Source organism: Pseudomonas sp. Je.1.5.c (genome assembly GCF_051129895.1).
GTDB classification, from domain to species: domain Bacteria; phylum Pseudomonadota; class Gammaproteobacteria; order Pseudomonadales; family Pseudomonadaceae; genus Aquipseudomonas; species Aquipseudomonas urmiensis.
Genome location: NZ_JBCPSP010000051.1, coordinates 14953 through 31032 on the forward strand (window position 1 = coordinate 14953; position 16080 = coordinate 31032).

At 63.7% G+C, this 16080-nt stretch carries 11 protein-coding genes and 1 pseudogene; 4 read left to right on the forward strand and 8 right to left on the reverse strand.

The window, feature by feature from the left end; genetic code table 11:
- Nucleotides 1-8: 8 nt before the first annotated feature.
- The 8 genes and pseudogenes from AAZU54_RS24390 to wecB all read right to left on the reverse strand — a co-directional run bounded on the left by AAZU54_RS24390 (nt 9) and on the right by wecB (nt 12109).
- The gene (locus tag AAZU54_RS24390) at nt 9-245 is read right to left on the reverse strand and encodes an acyl carrier protein (RefSeq protein WP_186555800.1); all 237 of its coding nucleotides are present in this window, start codon (nt 243-245) and stop codon (nt 9-11) included.
- A 19-nt stretch (nt 246-264) separates the two neighbouring features.
- Nucleotides 265-1836 (reverse strand): MBOAT family O-acyltransferase, encoded by a 1572-nt coding sequence (locus tag AAZU54_RS24395; protein ID WP_434727774.1) that lies wholly within the window; start codon nt 1834-1836, stop codon nt 265-267.
- On the reverse strand, nt 1826-2953 hold the full coding sequence (locus tag AAZU54_RS24400) for an alginate O-acetyltransferase AlgX-related protein (protein WP_434727775.1): 1128 nt from the start codon (nt 2951-2953) through the stop codon (nt 1826-1828). The genes AAZU54_RS24395 and AAZU54_RS24400 overlap by 11 nt, the downstream gene beginning before the upstream one ends.
- Nucleotides 2954-2956: 3 nt before the next feature.
- Complete coding sequence (locus AAZU54_RS24405) at nt 2957-3952, reverse strand: alginate O-acetyltransferase AlgX-related protein (protein ID WP_434727776.1); 996 nt, start codon at nt 3950-3952, stop codon at nt 2957-2959.
- Nucleotides 3953-3963: 11 nt separating this feature from the next.
- Nucleotides 3964-6747, reverse strand: coding sequence for an NfrA family protein (locus AAZU54_RS24410; RefSeq protein ID WP_434727777.1), 2784 nt, complete (start codon nt 6745-6747; stop codon nt 3964-3966).
- A 74-nt stretch (nt 6748-6821) separates the two neighbouring features.
- Nucleotides 6822-8468: pseudogene (locus AAZU54_RS24415) on the reverse strand (glycosyl transferase family protein); the annotation flags it as partial.
- 18 nt (nt 8469-8486) lie between these two features.
- A complete protein-coding gene (locus AAZU54_RS24420; RefSeq protein WP_434727778.1) occupies nt 8487-10664 on the reverse strand; it encodes a hypothetical protein in 2178 nt (725 codons plus the stop codon).
- Nucleotides 10665-10972: 308 nt separating this feature from the next.
- On the reverse strand, nt 10973-12109 hold the full coding sequence (gene wecB / locus AAZU54_RS24425; RefSeq protein ID WP_186555807.1) for a non-hydrolyzing UDP-N-acetylglucosamine 2-epimerase: 1137 nt from the start codon (nt 12107-12109) through the stop codon (nt 10973-10975).
- Between the two features lie 273 nt (nt 12110-12382).
- Here wecB and AAZU54_RS24430 point away from each other — a divergent pair, with 273 nt between their 5' ends.
- From AAZU54_RS24430 to AAZU54_RS24445, 4 genes are read left to right on the forward strand one after another with little or no spacing between them, the layout of a single operon-like run.
- A complete protein-coding gene (locus AAZU54_RS24430; RefSeq protein WP_434727779.1) occupies nt 12383-13282 on the forward strand; it encodes a TauD/TfdA dioxygenase family protein in 900 nt (299 codons plus the stop codon).
- Nucleotides 13283-13300: 18 nt separating this feature from the next.
- Nucleotides 13301-14320, forward strand: coding sequence for an ABC transporter substrate-binding protein (locus tag AAZU54_RS24435; protein WP_405129940.1), 1020 nt, complete (start codon nt 13301-13303; stop codon nt 14318-14320).
- Nucleotides 14321-14326: 6 nt separating this feature from the next.
- Nucleotides 14327-15190: an ABC transporter ATP-binding protein gene (locus tag AAZU54_RS24440; RefSeq protein WP_312153889.1), complete on the forward strand. Its 864-nt coding sequence runs from the start codon at nt 14327-14329 to the stop codon at nt 15188-15190.
- Nucleotides 15191-15204: 14 nt separating this feature from the next.
- Nucleotides 15205-16068, forward strand: coding sequence for an ABC transporter permease (locus AAZU54_RS24445; RefSeq protein WP_186555811.1), 864 nt, complete (start codon nt 15205-15207; stop codon nt 16066-16068).
- Nucleotides 16069-16080 lie beyond the last annotated feature (12 nt).

Genomic DNA, 16080 nt, shown 5'->3' on the forward strand with positions numbered 1-16080 from the left:
GATCGGGCTTAGCCGCGGCTGGCCTGGATGAACGCGGCCAGCGCGTCGATCGACTCCAGGTGCTCGTCGATCTCGGTCGGCGGCACCTTGCAGCCGAACTCGTTCTTCACCGCCATGACGATATCGACGGCGGTCATCGAGTCGACCAGGCCCGACTCGATCAGCAGGTCGTCGTGCTCGACGGCGGTGCCGATGACGTTTTCAATGATCTGTGCCAGTTGCTGCTTGAGGGTTTCGTCGCTCATGTCGATCACTCCGGGAAAGTCAGAATTGGAAGTACAGGAAGCGCGCTTCCTTGTGCAGGTTGATCAGGCACAGCACCAGCAGCAGCGCCATGATCACCAGCCATTTGAGGTTCGGTGCCCAGCGCAATGCGGCGGGGCCATCCAGTTGTACGCGGGCCAGCGACGGCGAGAAGCCGCCCATGATCTGCTGTGAGTTGGGCAGGAACCACGCCACTGCCAGCACCGCGAGGATATGCAGCGCCTCCAGGTGGCGGCCGAGCAGCATGCGCCAGGCATCGCCCCAGGCGATTGCAGTCGGATACACGGCCTCTGGCAGGCTGCCCAGGCCACGCAGGCCGAACATGCCTTCAACCAGTAGCACAGCGTCGTGAGTCGACTCGGCGCGGAAGAAAGCCTGGGCGACGATGACTGCGGCGAAGGTCAGCAGTACGCAGCCCGCAGTCTTCAAGCGGCTCTTGCTGGCCTTGTTGCGGGCCACCACGAAAATCCGCCAGGCATGGTTGATCGACAGGTAAGCGGCATGCAGCAGGCCAAAGATCAGGAACTGCAAACCGGCGCCGTGCCAGATGCCAGCCAGGCCCATGGTGAAGGCGGTCGGCAGCACGATGGCAGCGGCAAAGCCGCCTGCGGTGGCCGCGCCCTGGGTGCCGACCGGCAGCCCCCGCTTGCTGCGCCAGTCGGACACGGCCATGGCCACCGGGTAGTACAGGTAGGCGGTCAGGTAGCGGGTCAGGGTCATGTGCCAGCGCGACCAGAAGTCGATGATGTTGCTGGCCTTGTACGGCGAATTGAAGTTCAGCGGGAAGCGGATGCCGAACATCTTGGCCAGGCCCAGGGCCATGTCGGAGTATCCGGAAAAATCGAAATACAGCTGCAGCGCGTAGGCGATCCCGGTGCCCCAGGCGGCCCACAAACCCAGCGTGCCAGGCTCGGCAAAACCGGCATCGGCATAGGGCGCGATGGGGTCGGCGAGCAGCACTTTCTTGGCCAGGCCGATGATGAACAGCATGCCGCCGACGCTGAGGTTTTCGGCGCGGAAGCGGTAGTTATCCGGTTTGGCGAACTGCGGCATCATCTCCTTGTGATGGAGGATCGGCCCGGCGATCAGGTGCGGGAAGAAGGTCACGAACAGCACGTAGCTGAGCAGACTGCGCTCCTTGACGATGCCGGCACGACAGTCGAGCAGGTAGCCGATCTGGGTGAAGGTGAAGAACGAAATCCCCAGCGGCAAGATGATGTCGTCCAGGCGCGTGCCAGCCAAGCCCCAGTCCTGGGCAAAGTTGACCAGGGTGACGAAGTACTTGTAGTGGAACAGCAAGGCCAGGTCCGCACCGACCCCTAGGGTGGTGATCAGCAGTTGCAGGCGGGTGCGCCCAGCTGCGCCGAGGATCGCCAGGCTGACCAGGTAGTTGAAGGCGATCGAGCCGATCAACAGCAACACGAACTGCGGGTTCCACCAGCCATAGAACACGATCGAGGTGAAGCACAGCCACAACGCGGCGCCGCGCAGGCTGCGAGCGGCGATCAGGTAGTGCGCGGCCAGGGTCAGCGGCAGGAACAACAGCAAGAACAGGTATGAGTTAAAGAGCATGCTCAGCCTCGCAAGCCGGTAGCGTGGCCAGCACGGCGCGTTCATCGGCGGTTAGCGGCAGCGACAGGGCGCTTTCGGAAAACTCCCAGATCACCAGCTTGAGCGTGCGCGGCCAACGCTCACGCTTGTGCAGTGCAGCCAGCAAGGCGCCGCAGAACTGCCCGCCATCCAGGCTCTGGTTCCACACCTGTTGGCCGAGGTTGCGGCCCAGCCGCTCGCCAAAGGCGCTGCGCCGGCCATTCGAGCTGCCGACCAGGAGCACTTGCACCGCTGGCGTGTCGTCAAGCAGGCCACCGCCACGGCGCGGTACGATCTGCTCGGGCTGTTCCTGGTCTAGTGCTGGCCGCCAGGCCGCCGCAGCGTGCTCCAGGCCGGCCAAGGTGATCAGGTCGCCCATGCGTGGTTGGGCTGGGCCGGCGCCGCTGCTGTCGAACTGTTGCTCGCGTTTGCCGCCAAGCAGCGGCAGGGCAGCGGCGGCTACGGCATCGGCAGCGGCTTGGGCGCCGACGGCATTGAGGTGGACGTCGGTGCGGAAGAACCGCGGCGCCTGCTCGGCGCCTGCGGCCAGTGCCGTAGCGAGGTCGACATAGGCCACACCGGCTTCGGCCAGGCTGGCCTGCCATTGGCCCAATCGCGCCTGCATCTGTGCCGACTGCTGCAGGCCACACAGGGCGTGGGTTTCGATCCGCGCCTTGTCTGGCACTGCCACCAGCAGCACCTGCAGGCCCTGTTCACGCAACTGCCCGCTCCAATGACGCATCAGGCGCAGGCGCGCCTCGTAGGCCCCGCTTGTACCAGGTTGCGCGCGCAGGCCGTCGCGATAGAACAGCCAGCCCGGGCAGCCCTGTACCACCTGCGCGCCAAGATCGCCCAGCAGGCGATAGCGCACGGCGGCGCTCAAGGTATCGGCGTTGTCCTGCAACTTCGGTTGCAGCGCTTCGCCGAGCGCCTTGCCGGCGTCACCGTCCAACCATGCCGAGGGTTTCAGCCGCGCAGGGTCGAGCTTGCCGTTGTACAGCAGCCACAAGCCGCAAGCCTGGGCGAGCAGCAGCAAGGCGATCACCGCAGCGGCATAGCGGCGGTGCGAGGGCGCAGCGGCCGGGTCTCGCTCAGCCATGCATCAACGTCCGAGGGCGCTGCGCAGGCGCTGGCGCCAGGCGTCGGCGCTCATGATCGAGGCGTTGTCCCACAGGCCGCTGGCCTGCGGGCCTTGCGCGTAGGTCGGCTCGAACATCTGCCAGACCAGCACTTGCGGCGGGTTGTTCTTGAAGTCGGCCGACTCCAGGTACTCCAGGAGCATGATCCACTGGCCGACGTTGCCCGGCTTCCAGTTCACCGAAACCGGTCGATCGACACTGTTGGAGAGCTTTTGCGGGAAACCGAAGTACGGCTGGACCATGCTGTGGCCGGTGACATGCACTGGCGCCGGGGCGCTGTCGAGCAGGCCGGTGGCCGCCGCTTGGCGGCGCACGGTGAAGGTCTCCCGGCCAGTTTGCTTGCGCTGTTCGGGGGTCAGGAAGCGTTCGGCCAGGTCACCAAAACGACGTTCCTTGAACTCGCTACCCAGGGTCATGCCGCTGCCAGCGCTGCCCTTGAGCGCAGGCACATCGCGCTTGATCTGCTCGGCGGTGGCCTGGGCGGTGGCGTCGGCGGCCACTTGGGTCCAGTGTTGGTCGGTGCGGTAGAACACGTCCTTGCCGCCCTGGCGCACCTGCTCGAGTACCGCTGCGTCGTCCAGGGCACTGATGCCGGCCTTGTGCAGGCTGGCGAGAATGCTCTGATACCGCTGTTGGACTTGCGCGCTGAGGGTTTTGCCTGCGGGCAGCTTGTCCTGGTAGAAGCGGGTCTTGTCCGGCAATACCAGCACTTGCAAGTGCACGCCACGCGCGGCCAGCGCCTGCTGGGCATCCTTGATCAACGCGGTGGAGGCTTCGATGCCACGGCTGTCGACTTCGGTAAGGCTGCCCCAGCCAGGGAACAACCAGCCATCCTTGCCTTGGATGACGATGGAAGAGTCATCGGCCTGGGCGTCGATTGCGGCGCAGCCGAGGCTGACGGCGAGCAAGGCGCTAGCCAGGCGTTTGCATGAAACAGTGAACAGAGGAAGCGACAGCATGTGTGGGGTCCTCAATATGACAATGTCAGGTTCATGAACAGGCCTTCAGCCCGTTCGGTGGCACCGCCGCCGATGGCGAAGCGGTACTGGGCCGTCCAATCGAGATAGGAGCGGGGTGTGTGGTAATGGTCTTCGCGGAACCAGTAGCGCAGACCGATGCCGGGGCCTGCGGCCATCGACCAGGAGCCTTGGTCGCGGGTCAGGGAGTAGCGTTTGTTTTCCAGTACAGAGGCCAGCTCACCGCTGGCGCCATGCAGGTCAGTGGCCTGGTCCTTTTGCCAGATCACGTCGGCGGCACCGACAATGTGTGGGAACACCACAAAGTGTGGAGAGAGCCCGGCGACGCGGAAACTCCGGCCAAGACGGATTTCATTGCTGAGGAACAGCTGCTCACGCTTCAGGCGCCCGTTGGCTTCGGCCAGTTTGTCGGTCTTCGAGCCTTGGTTGTCGACGTCGTACAGGGTGTAGCTCGCGGAGTTGTCTTCCAGCGAGTAGCCCAGCTGTGAGTAGGCGTCCACTGTCCACCAACTGGTCTCGTTCATGCGCAGGTCGGTGCCACGGTAGAAACCGTAGGTGGCGTAGGCCAGCCAACCACCAGCGCCGTCCTTGAGCTTGTAGTTCAGCAAGGCGCCGTTAATGCGATCATCAACGGGCCGCGCCTCGTTTTCAGCCGCAATCGCCTGCTGAATATCACAACGGTCACTGTTCTTGGCCGGGTTAGCCGTGCCTTCCCGGGTCGCAGAACCAATCAGGAAACGCCGCTCCAGGCCGAAGGTAAAGCCAGTATCGGAAAGCAAATAGCGAACGCCCAGGGAGCCAATGGTGCTGGGGAATCCACTGACCGATTTCGAGTCACTGGAGCCGCCATCGGGCAACGAAGCCTTGCTGCACGGGTCGATCGCGCCTTGCGATTTGAACTTGCCGCCTTCGTCCCACAGGGTATTGGACAGCCGCCCGTAAACTTCCAGAACCCCGTTCTGGTCATTGAACTGGCTAGGCCGCCAATACAGCTCGGCAGTGCTGACGACCGAATCACCCGCCGAACTCTGCCCGGCGTTGGCAATGGTGGTGCTGGGCCGCGCGCCACGGTAGCTGGTGGTCACCGTGGCGCCCCATTCGCGGTCGAAACCGGTGATGGCGCTACGGGTGTTGTAGCGCTGCTCATCGTTCAGATCGAGCGTGCCGTGGTCATCCATGTCGATGGCGTGCTTGAGCTTGCGCACGGCGGCGGGCTTGTCGCCCATCGATGACAACGCATACGCCTCGTCGAGGATGACCGTTTTAGGTGCCTTGCCGGTGTCGCGCGCGGCGCGGAAGTCTTCCCGGGCGCGGGCCGGCTGGGCGGTGCGCATGCGCAAATAGCCACGCTGCATCAATAGCTCGGCATCGCTTGGGGTGCGCGCAATTGCGTCGCTCAGACGCTGTTCAGCTTCCGCGGCTTGCTGGTCGTTGCCCGCTGCCAGGGCGGTGGTCAGCAGGCGTTGAAACTCCAGGTTGTCCGGGTCTTGTTCAGTGGCCTTGCGTGCCTGGCGGATCGCCTCCTGGTAATCCTGCCGCGCATAGGCCGCGTAGGCTTCGCTGGCTGGCCCAGCGGCGCCGCCGGCATCGGCCGGGAGCAGCTCGCACTGGGTGCCGTAAGGGGTGTCCTGGCAGGACTGGCGTGGCGCTGGGTAGTTGCTCAGGTTCAATGCGGCGCTAGGGCGGCGGTCGTCGTGCAACGTTTGTAAGCGTCGGGCCACCGCTTCGTCGTTGGCATCCAGCGGCGTCAGCAGGGCTTGGGCGCGGGCCGAGTCACCGGCGGCCAGTGCCGCGTCGATGGCGATCAGCCTCACGTTGCGCAGCTGCTCTTCGTCGAGCCAGTCCTGGGCCATGGCAGCGTCGAAGTCGTCGTTGGCCACTTGCGCCTTGCCCTGGAACTGACGCAGGTAAGCGCGCATGACCAGCATCACGGTGCTTTCGTCATCGACTTCAAGGGCGTCGTTGGCTGCCTGTTCGGCAGCGGCCGGCTGGTTGTCGAGCAGCAGCACGGTGACCAGCAACAGGCGGTGGCTGGAGATGTCCGGTGCCAGGCTGACGGCTTCACGCGCCAGCGGTACAGCGTCACCTGGGCGGTTGGCAATCAGGGCCTGGTAGGCCTGCTCGGCCGGGCGCACAGCCATCCGCCGCTTGAGGGTCTGGCGGCGGGCTTCGAGGTCGCTGGTATTGGGTGCGCCCAAGGCGATGGCGGTGCCCGCCGCCTCGGCTGCTTGCGGCCAGCGCTGCTGGGCTTCCAGGCTGTCCAGCCAGAGCAACGCCCAGGGACCTTGGCTTGGATCGGTACGAAAGGCCCGTTCGGCATCGCGCTCGGCGGCAGGCATGTCGCCTGCGTTGTAGGCTGCATAGGCCTTGGTCGCGAGCGGGAAGCCCTTCTGGTAAGCGGCTGAGGTAGCTGGACCGCTGCCGGCACCGGGGTTGCTTTGCAGATTGACCACCGCCGCTTGCAGGCCAGGGTCGCGCACGCCGCGCTTGAGTGCGCGCTGCGCGGCCTGTCGGGCTTCATTGCGCCGCCCTAGCTTCTGCAGGGTATAGACCTTGAGCAGGTTCAGCCGGGCTACGTCTGGGCGCAGCGCCAGCGCTGCATCGACCTGTTGCAAGGCGTCGCGATAGCGCCCGCCCTGATAGCTGCGATAGGCCTGGTCGGCCTGTTCCCAGGCCACTCCTTGCAGCGGCACCTCGGGTGCGGCCGCAGCCGGCGAGATACTGGCGCAGCAGAGCAGGGCGCTGAACAGCGCGAAGGCAGGACGAGCAGAATTCATGACGGTTCGAGGACCTGTTTCTTCGCAGTTGGCGCCGGCGCCGGTGAGTCGTTGACGGGTTCGGGCTCGCCGGTCTCGCGCTGGAACAGGATCGCCTCGTTGAGGGTGTCTTCGTCCAGATAGCCGTGTTCGAGCAGAATCTGCCCCAGCGGCTTGTGTTCATCGGCCTGGGCTTGCAGGGCCTTGGCCAGAATGGTGTCGTCGATGGCGCGCCACGACAGCAACAGCTCGCCCAGACGCAGGCGTTGTTGTTGCAGCTGGTCGGAGGAGGGGAAGTCGTGCATGGTCTTGTCCCACACCAGCGCCTTGCCCAGGAACAGATGCCCCAGGTACAGACGCCAGGCCCGGGCTGCGGCCATGGCGTTGATGAAGTTGCCGATGATCATCCGTGGCCCGGACAGCAGCGCATGTTCCCAGCCGTACAAGCGGCCGACGAAGTAGGCGCGCTGTAGCAAGCGCAGGCTCAGCGCCAGGGTGTTGGCCCACATCAGGTCGAGCAGGCCGCTGTTGGGCGAGAAGGCAGAGGGGAAGAACACGTCCCAATGACCGGTGGCGCTGATCGCCAGGAACACCAAGTGCTGGGCGAGCAGCACGTAGGCCAGGATGGCGATGAACGAGGTGATCAAACCCTTGCGATCACGGAACAACAGGTACTTGGTGGCCAGCGAGCCGGCCCAGCCAACCTGGCTCCAACCCTGCAGGCCGATGCCCAGGGTCCAGCGCGCCTTTTGCCGGTAGGCGGTGCGGAAGGTGTCAGGGAAGTACTCCCGCACGCCCAGTGGCATGTGGATCGCCACCATCTTGTCCTTGCCGTTGCCGAACCAGGTGGTGCGCTTGGCCACATAGTCGACCGGAAACTTGCCGAAGATCTGCTTCATCCCGCGCCGCGCCAGGCGCGCGCCAATGTCGTAGTCCTCGGTCAGGGTGTCGGTGTTGAACGGCTGGTTGTTGGTCTCGGCCGACAGCTCCAGCAGCGCCTTGCGCGAGAAACAGGTGCCGACGCCAGCAGACGGCACCATCCGCGACATGCTCTCGCGCACCACCAAATCCTTGGTGTGCCACTCGGCGAACTCATCCATGTAGGTGCCCGCGACCAATTCGTACCAGTCGCGCTCAAGCGAAGTAACCGGCAGCTGGATGAAGTCGATGCGCGGCAACAGGTAGTTGAAGTAGTGCAGTTCCAGGCGGTGCAGCACGTCTTCGCTGTCATGCAGGATCACCCCGGCAAACGGCTCGGGCATGCGCGCATCCTGGGCGAAGATCGCCTGGATGATCCAGTTCAGGCAGTCGGCTTTGCAGGTCGGGCCGTCGTGCGGCACTTCTACCCGCACCAACTGGCGATAGCGGCGGCGCATGCGCTCGACTTCGTCGATGGTGCGCTGGTCGTTGCAGTAGGTGCCAACGAAAATGTAGTAGTTCTTGTAGTCGAGCGAGCCGACCATGTTCTCCAGCATCGGCGCGATCACGTCGTACTCCAGCCACGCCGGGATCATGATCGCCAGAGGCTGTTCGGGCTTGGCGCGCAGTTGCTCGACAGTTAGCGGCTGATAGCGTTTACGCCGGATCAGCAGCTTGCGATAGAGCTGGCGCACCCAGTACCAGGCGTCGATGAACAGGTCATCGAGGCTGGATAGCAGGATCAGGATCCCGACTGCGGCAGTGACTACTTCCAGCACGTGGTAGTAGTCAGCCAGCAGGTAGGGCCAGTAGAGAGAGGACATGTCTGCGCGCGCCTACCGTTACTTGCCTTTGTTCTTCAGGCGCAAGTGACGTGCCAGTACACCGAGCAGCAACAGCACCAACAGGACCCCAGCCAGGGTCGGCAGCGCCCACACCAGCTGCTTGCGCCACTGATGGAACGGCGTGCCGTTGAGGTTGAGCTCAGGATCGGTGGTGTCCACCCAGGTCAGCGGGCCTTGCTCGCCAACCACCACGGCATTGCCTTGGGTCAGCAGGAACGGCACCTGCGGCACCATCGAACGGTCGCCCAGGCTGCTCCACAACACGCCGTGCTGGCCTTTGGAGTCGACCACCGACAGCGTGCCCAGAGGTTGCGGGCCTTGCAGGTCCAGTGCGGGTTGCTCAGCGCCCTGGGCTTGCAGGCGCTTGAGCTCCTCGACGCCCAGCAGCGGCTTGGCCCCAGGCAGTTCGACGTCAACCGCCAGGAACGGTTTGGCTGGCGTTACGGCGCCGCCTTCGGCCAGGACCAGTTCAGCCTGCACCGCCGACAGCGAAGCGGCGCTGGCCAGGCGGATCAGCTTGCCCAGGCTCGCTACCGGCGTTTGCAGGGCGGACTTGTCGGTGATCAGCTGCGACTTGCCAGCCAGCAATGGCAGCAAACCGATGAAGGTGCCATCGGGCTCGGCAGCGGCCGAGGTCAGGTAGCTGGTCGGCAATACGTTGACCGGATAGCCCTGCGGGATCTCGGCGCACTCCGGCGAAACCGGTTGGCGCTGGAAGCGTACTTGGACGGTGTTGGTCACGCCCAAGGCATAGCCTGGAACGCGCGCGGTGAGGCGCTCGGGCTGGCCATCGGCATCCATCTGCATGGCGTTGAGCAAAACGTTGTTCCAGATCACCGAGGCCACTGGCGCGGTGCGCGAGGCGCCCGGTGCGGCGGCCAGGTCGAAGGTCAGCTCGCCAGGCATGCGGCCATCGACCGACACTGCACTGAGCGGGAAGGTTGCCGTCCATTCGCCACGGCTGACCACGTCGAAGTTGCTGTAGTTGCCGCCCAAGGTGCTCAGGCGCAGTTTGCCGCTGTCATTGCGCAGAGGCTCGCCTACCCGGGTGATGTGTGCCGAGGGCGAAACCAGTACGTTGCGCCAGTGCGCGTCGAGCACGCCAGCGGCCTTGGCGCCGGCATCGGCGGCTACCGCAACCAGCGCCTGGCGGCCAAGGCTTGCCAGTTGCAGCTGTTGGCTTGGCACTGCACCGGCCGCGAGGCTGGCGCGTTGCTTACGCCATTGCTGCAGGGCGGCCAGGGCCTCGTTATCGCCTTGCAGCTGTGCGGCCAAGGCATCGAGCGCGGCATTGATTTGATTGACCAGCGCGGAGTCGGCAATGGCGATGTCGGCGTGGGTGGCCTGACCATCAAGCATCAGCAGGGCGCCCAACTCGGCTGGCGAGCCCAGCGTGTGCTGAGGTTTGCCGGCCAGCGCGGCGAACGCCGGGACCTGGCCCAGGCCGGCCGGAATCTGCACACCTTCCAGGCTGACGTGTTCACCCACCTGGGGCAGGGCGCGTACCTTGGCCCGGCGCGCACTGCGCTCCAGGGCTACGCCCATCCGCCAGGCGCTGTCGAAGCTGTTGCGCTCAAGGGCGCCACTGGCGACCAGGATCACCGGCTCAGCGGGCAGGGTGCTCCAGGCATCGGCCAGGCTGTTCAGCGAGGCCATCGAGAAGCGGTAGTTCAGGCGCGTCTCTGGCGACAGGGTAAGAATGTTGGCGGTTGGCCGCGGCGGGGCGCAGAAATCCACCGATACCGGCGAGCTCCAGTCGAGGCTGAAATTAACAAAACCGTTGGCGTGACGACCGCTGTCTACGCGCAGGCTGCGGCTGATCTCGCCAGAGCCGAGGGTGACCCGCTCAGCGACTTGTGGCAGACCGTCTACCGACATGCGCAGGGTGGCAGGTTGCTGCTCGCCGCGAATGAACTCGCCTTTGATTTCCAGCCGCGCATCGCTGATGGCCACGCCCTTGGGTACCGGCAGGAAGAACGCCTGGCGATTGTCAGCCTGATCCAGCACCACTGGATTGGTGATACCCAGGTCTGCCAGCGAAACGCTGCGGCTGACCAGGTCCTGGCCGGCAATCGTTTGCAGGGCATCGCTGACCGGTGTCGCTTGGGCGACCAGCGGCGAGCTCAGTGCGGCAATCCACAGGGTGTTTTTCATGCGGCGAGGAATGTGAATCAACGATCTATCTCTGCAAAAGTCCACAAGAACCTCTGGCGTCGGCCAAAGGGTGTACGCGATGGCGTACGCGCGCGGCGCGGCAAGCCGCCCGGCAGTGCTGGAGGAAGAGATTCAATCGGAGGACAGGAGTGTGTTGCAGGTCCCTGATTCACATCGACGGCGGGCCTTCATGCAGCGGGGCGCAACTCTCTAATATCAATATGCCTATGTCAATATTTTGTTGCGTTTTGTAAGGTAATTCCGACATGGGTCAAGGTCGCGCCAATATATGTCATTTTTATGACGCATAGAGGCGCACTTACTGACGATCAGTGCGGTAGGAACGGCATAAATGGCCGACCTGTCAGTGCATTGACAATCCGTCCGCTCGCTTGGCCATCACCATAGGGGTTCACGCTGCGCGCTACCTGCTGGTAGAGCTGGTCATCGTCGAGGAAGCGCTTGACCGCTGCGGTGATGCGCTCGCTGCGGGTGCCGACCAGGCTCACGGTGCCGGCATCGACCGCCTCCGGCCGTTCAGTGGTGTCACGCATCACCAGTACCGGTTTACCCAGGTGCGGTGCTTCTTCCTGAACGCCCCCCGAGTCGGTCAGGATCAAGTGCGCGCGGCGCATGAACCAGACGAACTCAAGGTAATCCAGCGGCTCGATCAGGTGCACGTTGGGCTTGTCGGCCAAGGTCTGCATGACTACCCCGCGCACCTGCGGGTTGAGGTGCACCGGATAGACGATCTGAATGTCGTCGCGCTCGGCAAGCTCGGCCAAGGCTGCGCAGATCTGGCGGAAGCCTTCGCCAAAACTCTCTCGCCGATGGCCGGTAACCAGCACCAGGCGTCGGCTGGCATCCAGCCATGGATAGCGACTGGCGAAGCCTTCGCCGATGGCCGGCTGGCGTTCCAGCTTTTGCACGGTCAGCTCCAGGGCGTCGATCACCGTGTTGCCGGTGACGAAGATCTCGCCGTGAAGGTTTTCCTTGAGCAGGTTGTCGCGAGAGGTGACCGTCGGCGCGAACAGCCAGCGGCCCATCACATCGACCACCCGGCGGTTCATCTCTTCCGGGAAGGGTTGGCTCATGTTGCCGGTGCGCAGGCCCGCTTCGACGTGGCCGATGGCAATGCCGCGCTGAAATGCCGCCAGGCAGCAAGCGGCAGCGGTAGAGGTATCGCCATGCACCAGCACGCAGTCGGGCTGGACGTCATCGAGCAAACTGTCGATACGCGTCATCAGCCGGGCGAACAGGCCATTGAGGGTCTGCCCAGGCACCATCACATCCAGATCGTGGTCGACAGGTACCTCGAACAGTTGCAGCACCTGATCCAGCATCTGCCGGTGCTGGCCGGTGCTGCAAACGATGCTTTGCACGCCTTCGGTCGCCGCGAGCGTTTGTACCAATGGCGCCATTTTAATGGCTTCTGGCCGGGTTCCGAACAGCGACAACACCTTCATCTGGAGCGCTCCACGTGAGATTTCAAATGGCCAGCACGCTATCAGATGTGCGGCGATTTTTCTGACATTTCCGCTGGACGTACACACGCTGGGCCAGTCATATCTATATTTCTTAAAGGTATTTAAATTATTTTTCTTATGCCTTTATAGTCACTCCCACTGCGTACCTGCCGACCAATCGGCGCGCCGCACGACTTGAACCCACACGGGAGTCCCCCGTGCGTTTCTGATCGATGCGCGCCCTGAATGCCGCGCACTATGTGGGAGTGAGAAATGCCAGCCGCCTCTAACGCCTTGTCGGCCATCGACAGCGCACAGCCGCAATCCTTTGAAATTCGCCCGTTCTCCGGTGCCGTCGGCGCCGAGATCATCGGCCTGGACCTGGCCCAACCGGTCAACGCCGAGGACTTCAGCCGTATTCACCGCGCCCACCTGGATCACCACGTATTGGTGTTCCGTGACCAGCGCATCACCCCCGACCAGCAGATTGCCTTCAGCCGCCGCTTTGGCGAGCTGCAGATCCATGTGCTCAAGCAGTTCCTGTTGCAGGGCCATCCCGAGATTCTGATCGTCTCCAACATCATCGAAGACGGTCGCAACGTCGGCCTGGGCGATGCCGGCAAGTTCTGGCATTCGGACCTGTCCTATAAAGAACTGCCAAGCCTGGGCTCGATGCTGCATGCCCAGGAGCTGCCCAGTGAAGGCGGCGACACCCTGTTCGCCGACATGCACAAAGCCTGGGACGCAGTGCCCGAAGCCCTGCGCAAGGTGGTCGAAGGCCGCAGCGCCGCGCATTCCTACACCGCACGCTACTCAGAAACCAAATTCGAGGGCAACTGGCGCCCGACCCTGACCGCCGAACAGCTCGCGCAGGTCCAGGAAGTGATTCACCCCGTGGTGCGCACCCACCCGGAAAACGGCCGCAAGGCACTGTTCGTCAGCGAAGGCTTCACCACCCGTATCGTCGGCCTGCCGCAAGACGAGAGCCGTGATGTGCTGCAGCAGTTGTATGCGTTGAGCGTGCTCGAGCAGAACATCTACCGCCACCAGTGGCAGCCGCACGACCTGGTGTTCTGGGATAACCGCTCGTTGATCCACCTTGCCACCGGCTGCCCCGCGCATCTTCGGCGCAAGTTGTTCCGTACCACTATCCAGGGCGATGCCCCGTTCTGACGACTGAGGAAATTCATCATGCGTAGATCCATCAGCCGCCTGGCGGCAAGCATCGGCCTGGGCGCCAGCCTGGTCATCGGTACCTTGGCCGCACCCACTGTGGCCCAGGCCGAAGGCAAGATCCGCATTGCCGAGCAGTTCGGCATCGTCTACCTGCTGCTCAACGTGGTCCGCGATCAGAACCTGATCGAGAAACACGGCAAGGCCGAGGGCATCGACATCGAAGTCGACTGGGCGCAGTTGTCCGGTGGCGCGGCGATCAACGACGCACTGCTGTCGGGCTCGGTGGATATCGCCGGTGCTGGTGTCGGCCCACTGCTCACCGTCTGGGATCGCACCAAGGGCCGGCAGAACGTCAAGGCCGTGGCTTCGCTCGGCAACTTCCCGTACTACCTGGTCAGCAGCAACCCTAACGTGAAGACCATTGCCGACCTGTCCGAGAAAGACCGCATCGCCGTGCCGGCGGTGGGCGTGTCGGTGCAGTCGCGCTTCCTCCAGTACGCCGCTGCCAAGCAGTGGGGCGACAAGGAATACAACCGCCTCGACAAATACACCCTGGCCGTCCCCCATCCGGATGCCACCGCCGCACTGCTGGCTGGCGGTACCGAGCTGAACGGGCACTTCTCCAATCCGCCGTTCCAGGATCAGGTGCTGGCCAACAAGAACGTGCACGTGGTGCTCAACAGCTATGACCTGCTCGGCCCCAACTCGCCGACCCTGCTGTTCGCCACCGAGAAATTCCGCAAGGACAACCCCAAGACCTACAAGGCCTTCGTCGATGCCCTGGCCGAGGCGGCTGAGTTCGCCCAGAACGACAAAGCTGCAGCGGCAGACACCTACATCCGCGTGACCAAGGCCAAGATCGACCGCGACGCGCTGATCCGCCTGATCGACAACCCGCAGTACGAGTTCACCGTCACGCCGAAGAACACCTACCCGCTGGCCGAATTCCTCTACCGGGTTGGCGCGATCAAGAACAAGCCTGAATCGTGGAAGGACTACTTCTTCCAGGACCAACGCCCACTGCAGGGGAGCTGATTGCCAATGACCGCCCCATTGCCAGGCCACACGGCCAGCAACCTGAGCCGTGTCGCCACGCCAGCGCTGCTCGCTGTGGATAACTTGAGCCTCGAATACCGCACCGCGCAACGCGTGGTGCGCGCCACTCACCAGGTCAGCTTCGAAGTCGATCGTGCTGACCGTTTCGTCCTGCTTGGCCCGTCCGGTTGCGGCAAGTCGACCTTGCTCAAGGCCGTGGCCGGTTTTATCGAGCCAACCGAAGGGCAGATCCTGCTGCAGGGCCAGCCGGTCAAAGGCCCCGGCCCTGACCGTATCGTGGTGTTCCAAGAGTTCGACCAGCTGCCGCCGTGGAAGACGGTCAAGCAGAACGTCATGTTTCCGCTGCTGGTATCCGGCCAGCTCAAGCGCGCCGAAGCCGAGGAGCGCGCCTTGCATTACCTGGACAAAGTGGGCCTGGCGGCGTTTGCCGATGCCTATCCGCATACCTTGTCCGGTGGCATGAAGGCGCGCGTGGCGATTGCCCGGGCGCTGGCCACCCAGCCGAAGATCCTGTTGATGGACGAGCCGTTCGCCGCACTCGATGCCCTGACCCGGCGCAAGATGCAGGAAGAACTGCTGCTGTTGTGGGAAGAGGTGCGTTTCACCCTGTTGTTCGTCACTCACTCCATCGAAGAGGCGTTGGTGGTCGGCAACCGCATCCTGCTGCTCTCGCCCCACCCTGGGCGGGTGCGCGCCGAGGTGCATAGCCACCAGTACGATCTGGGCAGCCTGGGCGCCAGTGATTTCCAGGCCAGCGCTCGACGTATCCACCGTTTGCTGTTCGATGAAGCCCAAGAGCCTGCACAAACCGCAGACCTGGGTTTCAACGATATCCGCATCGCCTACTGACAGGAGCTCGTGCCATGACCACTACCCCTGCACGTCAGGAATACGAGGTGCAGCTGCAGCCGCTGCTCAGTGTGCCTCTGGAACGCCAACTGCCGCTGGTCCAGCGCTTGTGGCAGCAAGGTTGGCTGCGCAAGACGGTGATCCTGATTGTGTTGGCGCTGCTGTGGGAGATTGCAGCGCGCTACACCGATAACGACCTGCTGCTGCCGAGCTTTCTACAAACCGCTGTTGCCCTGTGGGACGGCATGCTCAGCGGCGAGCTACCGGCCAAGGTCGGCGTTTCGCTGATCGTGCTGCTCAAGGGCTACGTGCTGGGCATCGTGCTGGCCTTCGGCCTCACTAGCCTGGCAGTGTCGACCCAATTTGGCCGGGACTTGCTCGGCACCTTGACCTCGATGTTCAACCCATTGCCGGCGATTGCCTTGCTGCCGCTGGCGCTGCTCTGGTTTGGCCTGGGCGATAACAGCCTGATCTTCGTTCTGGTGCACTCGGTGCTGTGGGCGCTGGCGCTGAATACCTATGCAGGTTTTCTTGGCGTGTCCGAGACGCTGCGCATGGCTGGGCGAAACTATGGCCTGAAGGGTTTGCGCCTGGTGCTGCACATCCTGGTGCCGGCGGCGCTGCCGTCGATCTTGTCGGGTTTGAAAATCGGCTGGGCGTTTGCCTGGCGCACGCTGATCGCTGCCGAACTGGTGTTTGGTGCCAGCAGCGGCAAGGGCGGGCTGGGCTGGTACATTTTCCAGAACCGTAATGAGCTGTACACCGACAAGGTGTTCGCCGGCTTGGCGGTGGTGATCTTGATCGGCCTGTTGGTGGAAGGGCTGGTGTTCAATACCCTGGAGCGGGTGACCGTTCGGCGTTGGGGGATGCAGCGCTAGTCAGGTCTTTAT

Coding starts and splice junctions, on each gene's coding strand:
- AAZU54_RS24390 (WP_186555800.1), bottom strand. CDS start 245: ATGAGCGACGAAACCCTCAAGCAGCAACTGGCACAGATCATTGAAAAC.
- AAZU54_RS24395 (WP_434727774.1), bottom strand. CDS start 1,836: ATGCTCTTTAACTCATACCTGTTCTTGCTGTTGTTCCTGCCGCTGACC.
- AAZU54_RS24400 (WP_434727775.1), bottom strand. CDS start 2,953: ATGGCTGAGCGAGACCCGGCCGCTGCGCCCTCGCACCGCCGCTATGCC.
- AAZU54_RS24405 (WP_434727776.1), bottom strand. CDS start 3,952: ATGCTGTCGCTTCCTCTGTTCACTGTTTCATGCAAACGCCTGGCTAGC.
- AAZU54_RS24410 (WP_434727777.1), bottom strand. CDS start 6,747: ATGAATTCTGCTCGTCCTGCCTTCGCGCTGTTCAGCGCCCTGCTCTGC.
- wecB (WP_186555807.1), bottom strand. CDS start 12,109: ATGAAGGTGTTGTCGCTGTTCGGAACCCGGCCAGAAGCCATTAAAATG.
- AAZU54_RS24430 (WP_434727779.1), top strand. CDS start 12,383: ATGCCAGCCGCCTCTAACGCCTTGTCGGCCATCGACAGCGCACAGCCG.
- AAZU54_RS24435 (WP_405129940.1), top strand. CDS start 13,301: ATGCGTAGATCCATCAGCCGCCTGGCGGCAAGCATCGGCCTGGGCGCC.
- AAZU54_RS24440 (WP_312153889.1), top strand. CDS start 14,327: ATGACCGCCCCATTGCCAGGCCACACGGCCAGCAACCTGAGCCGTGTC.
- AAZU54_RS24445 (WP_186555811.1), top strand. CDS start 15,205: ATGACCACTACCCCTGCACGTCAGGAATACGAGGTGCAGCTGCAGCCG.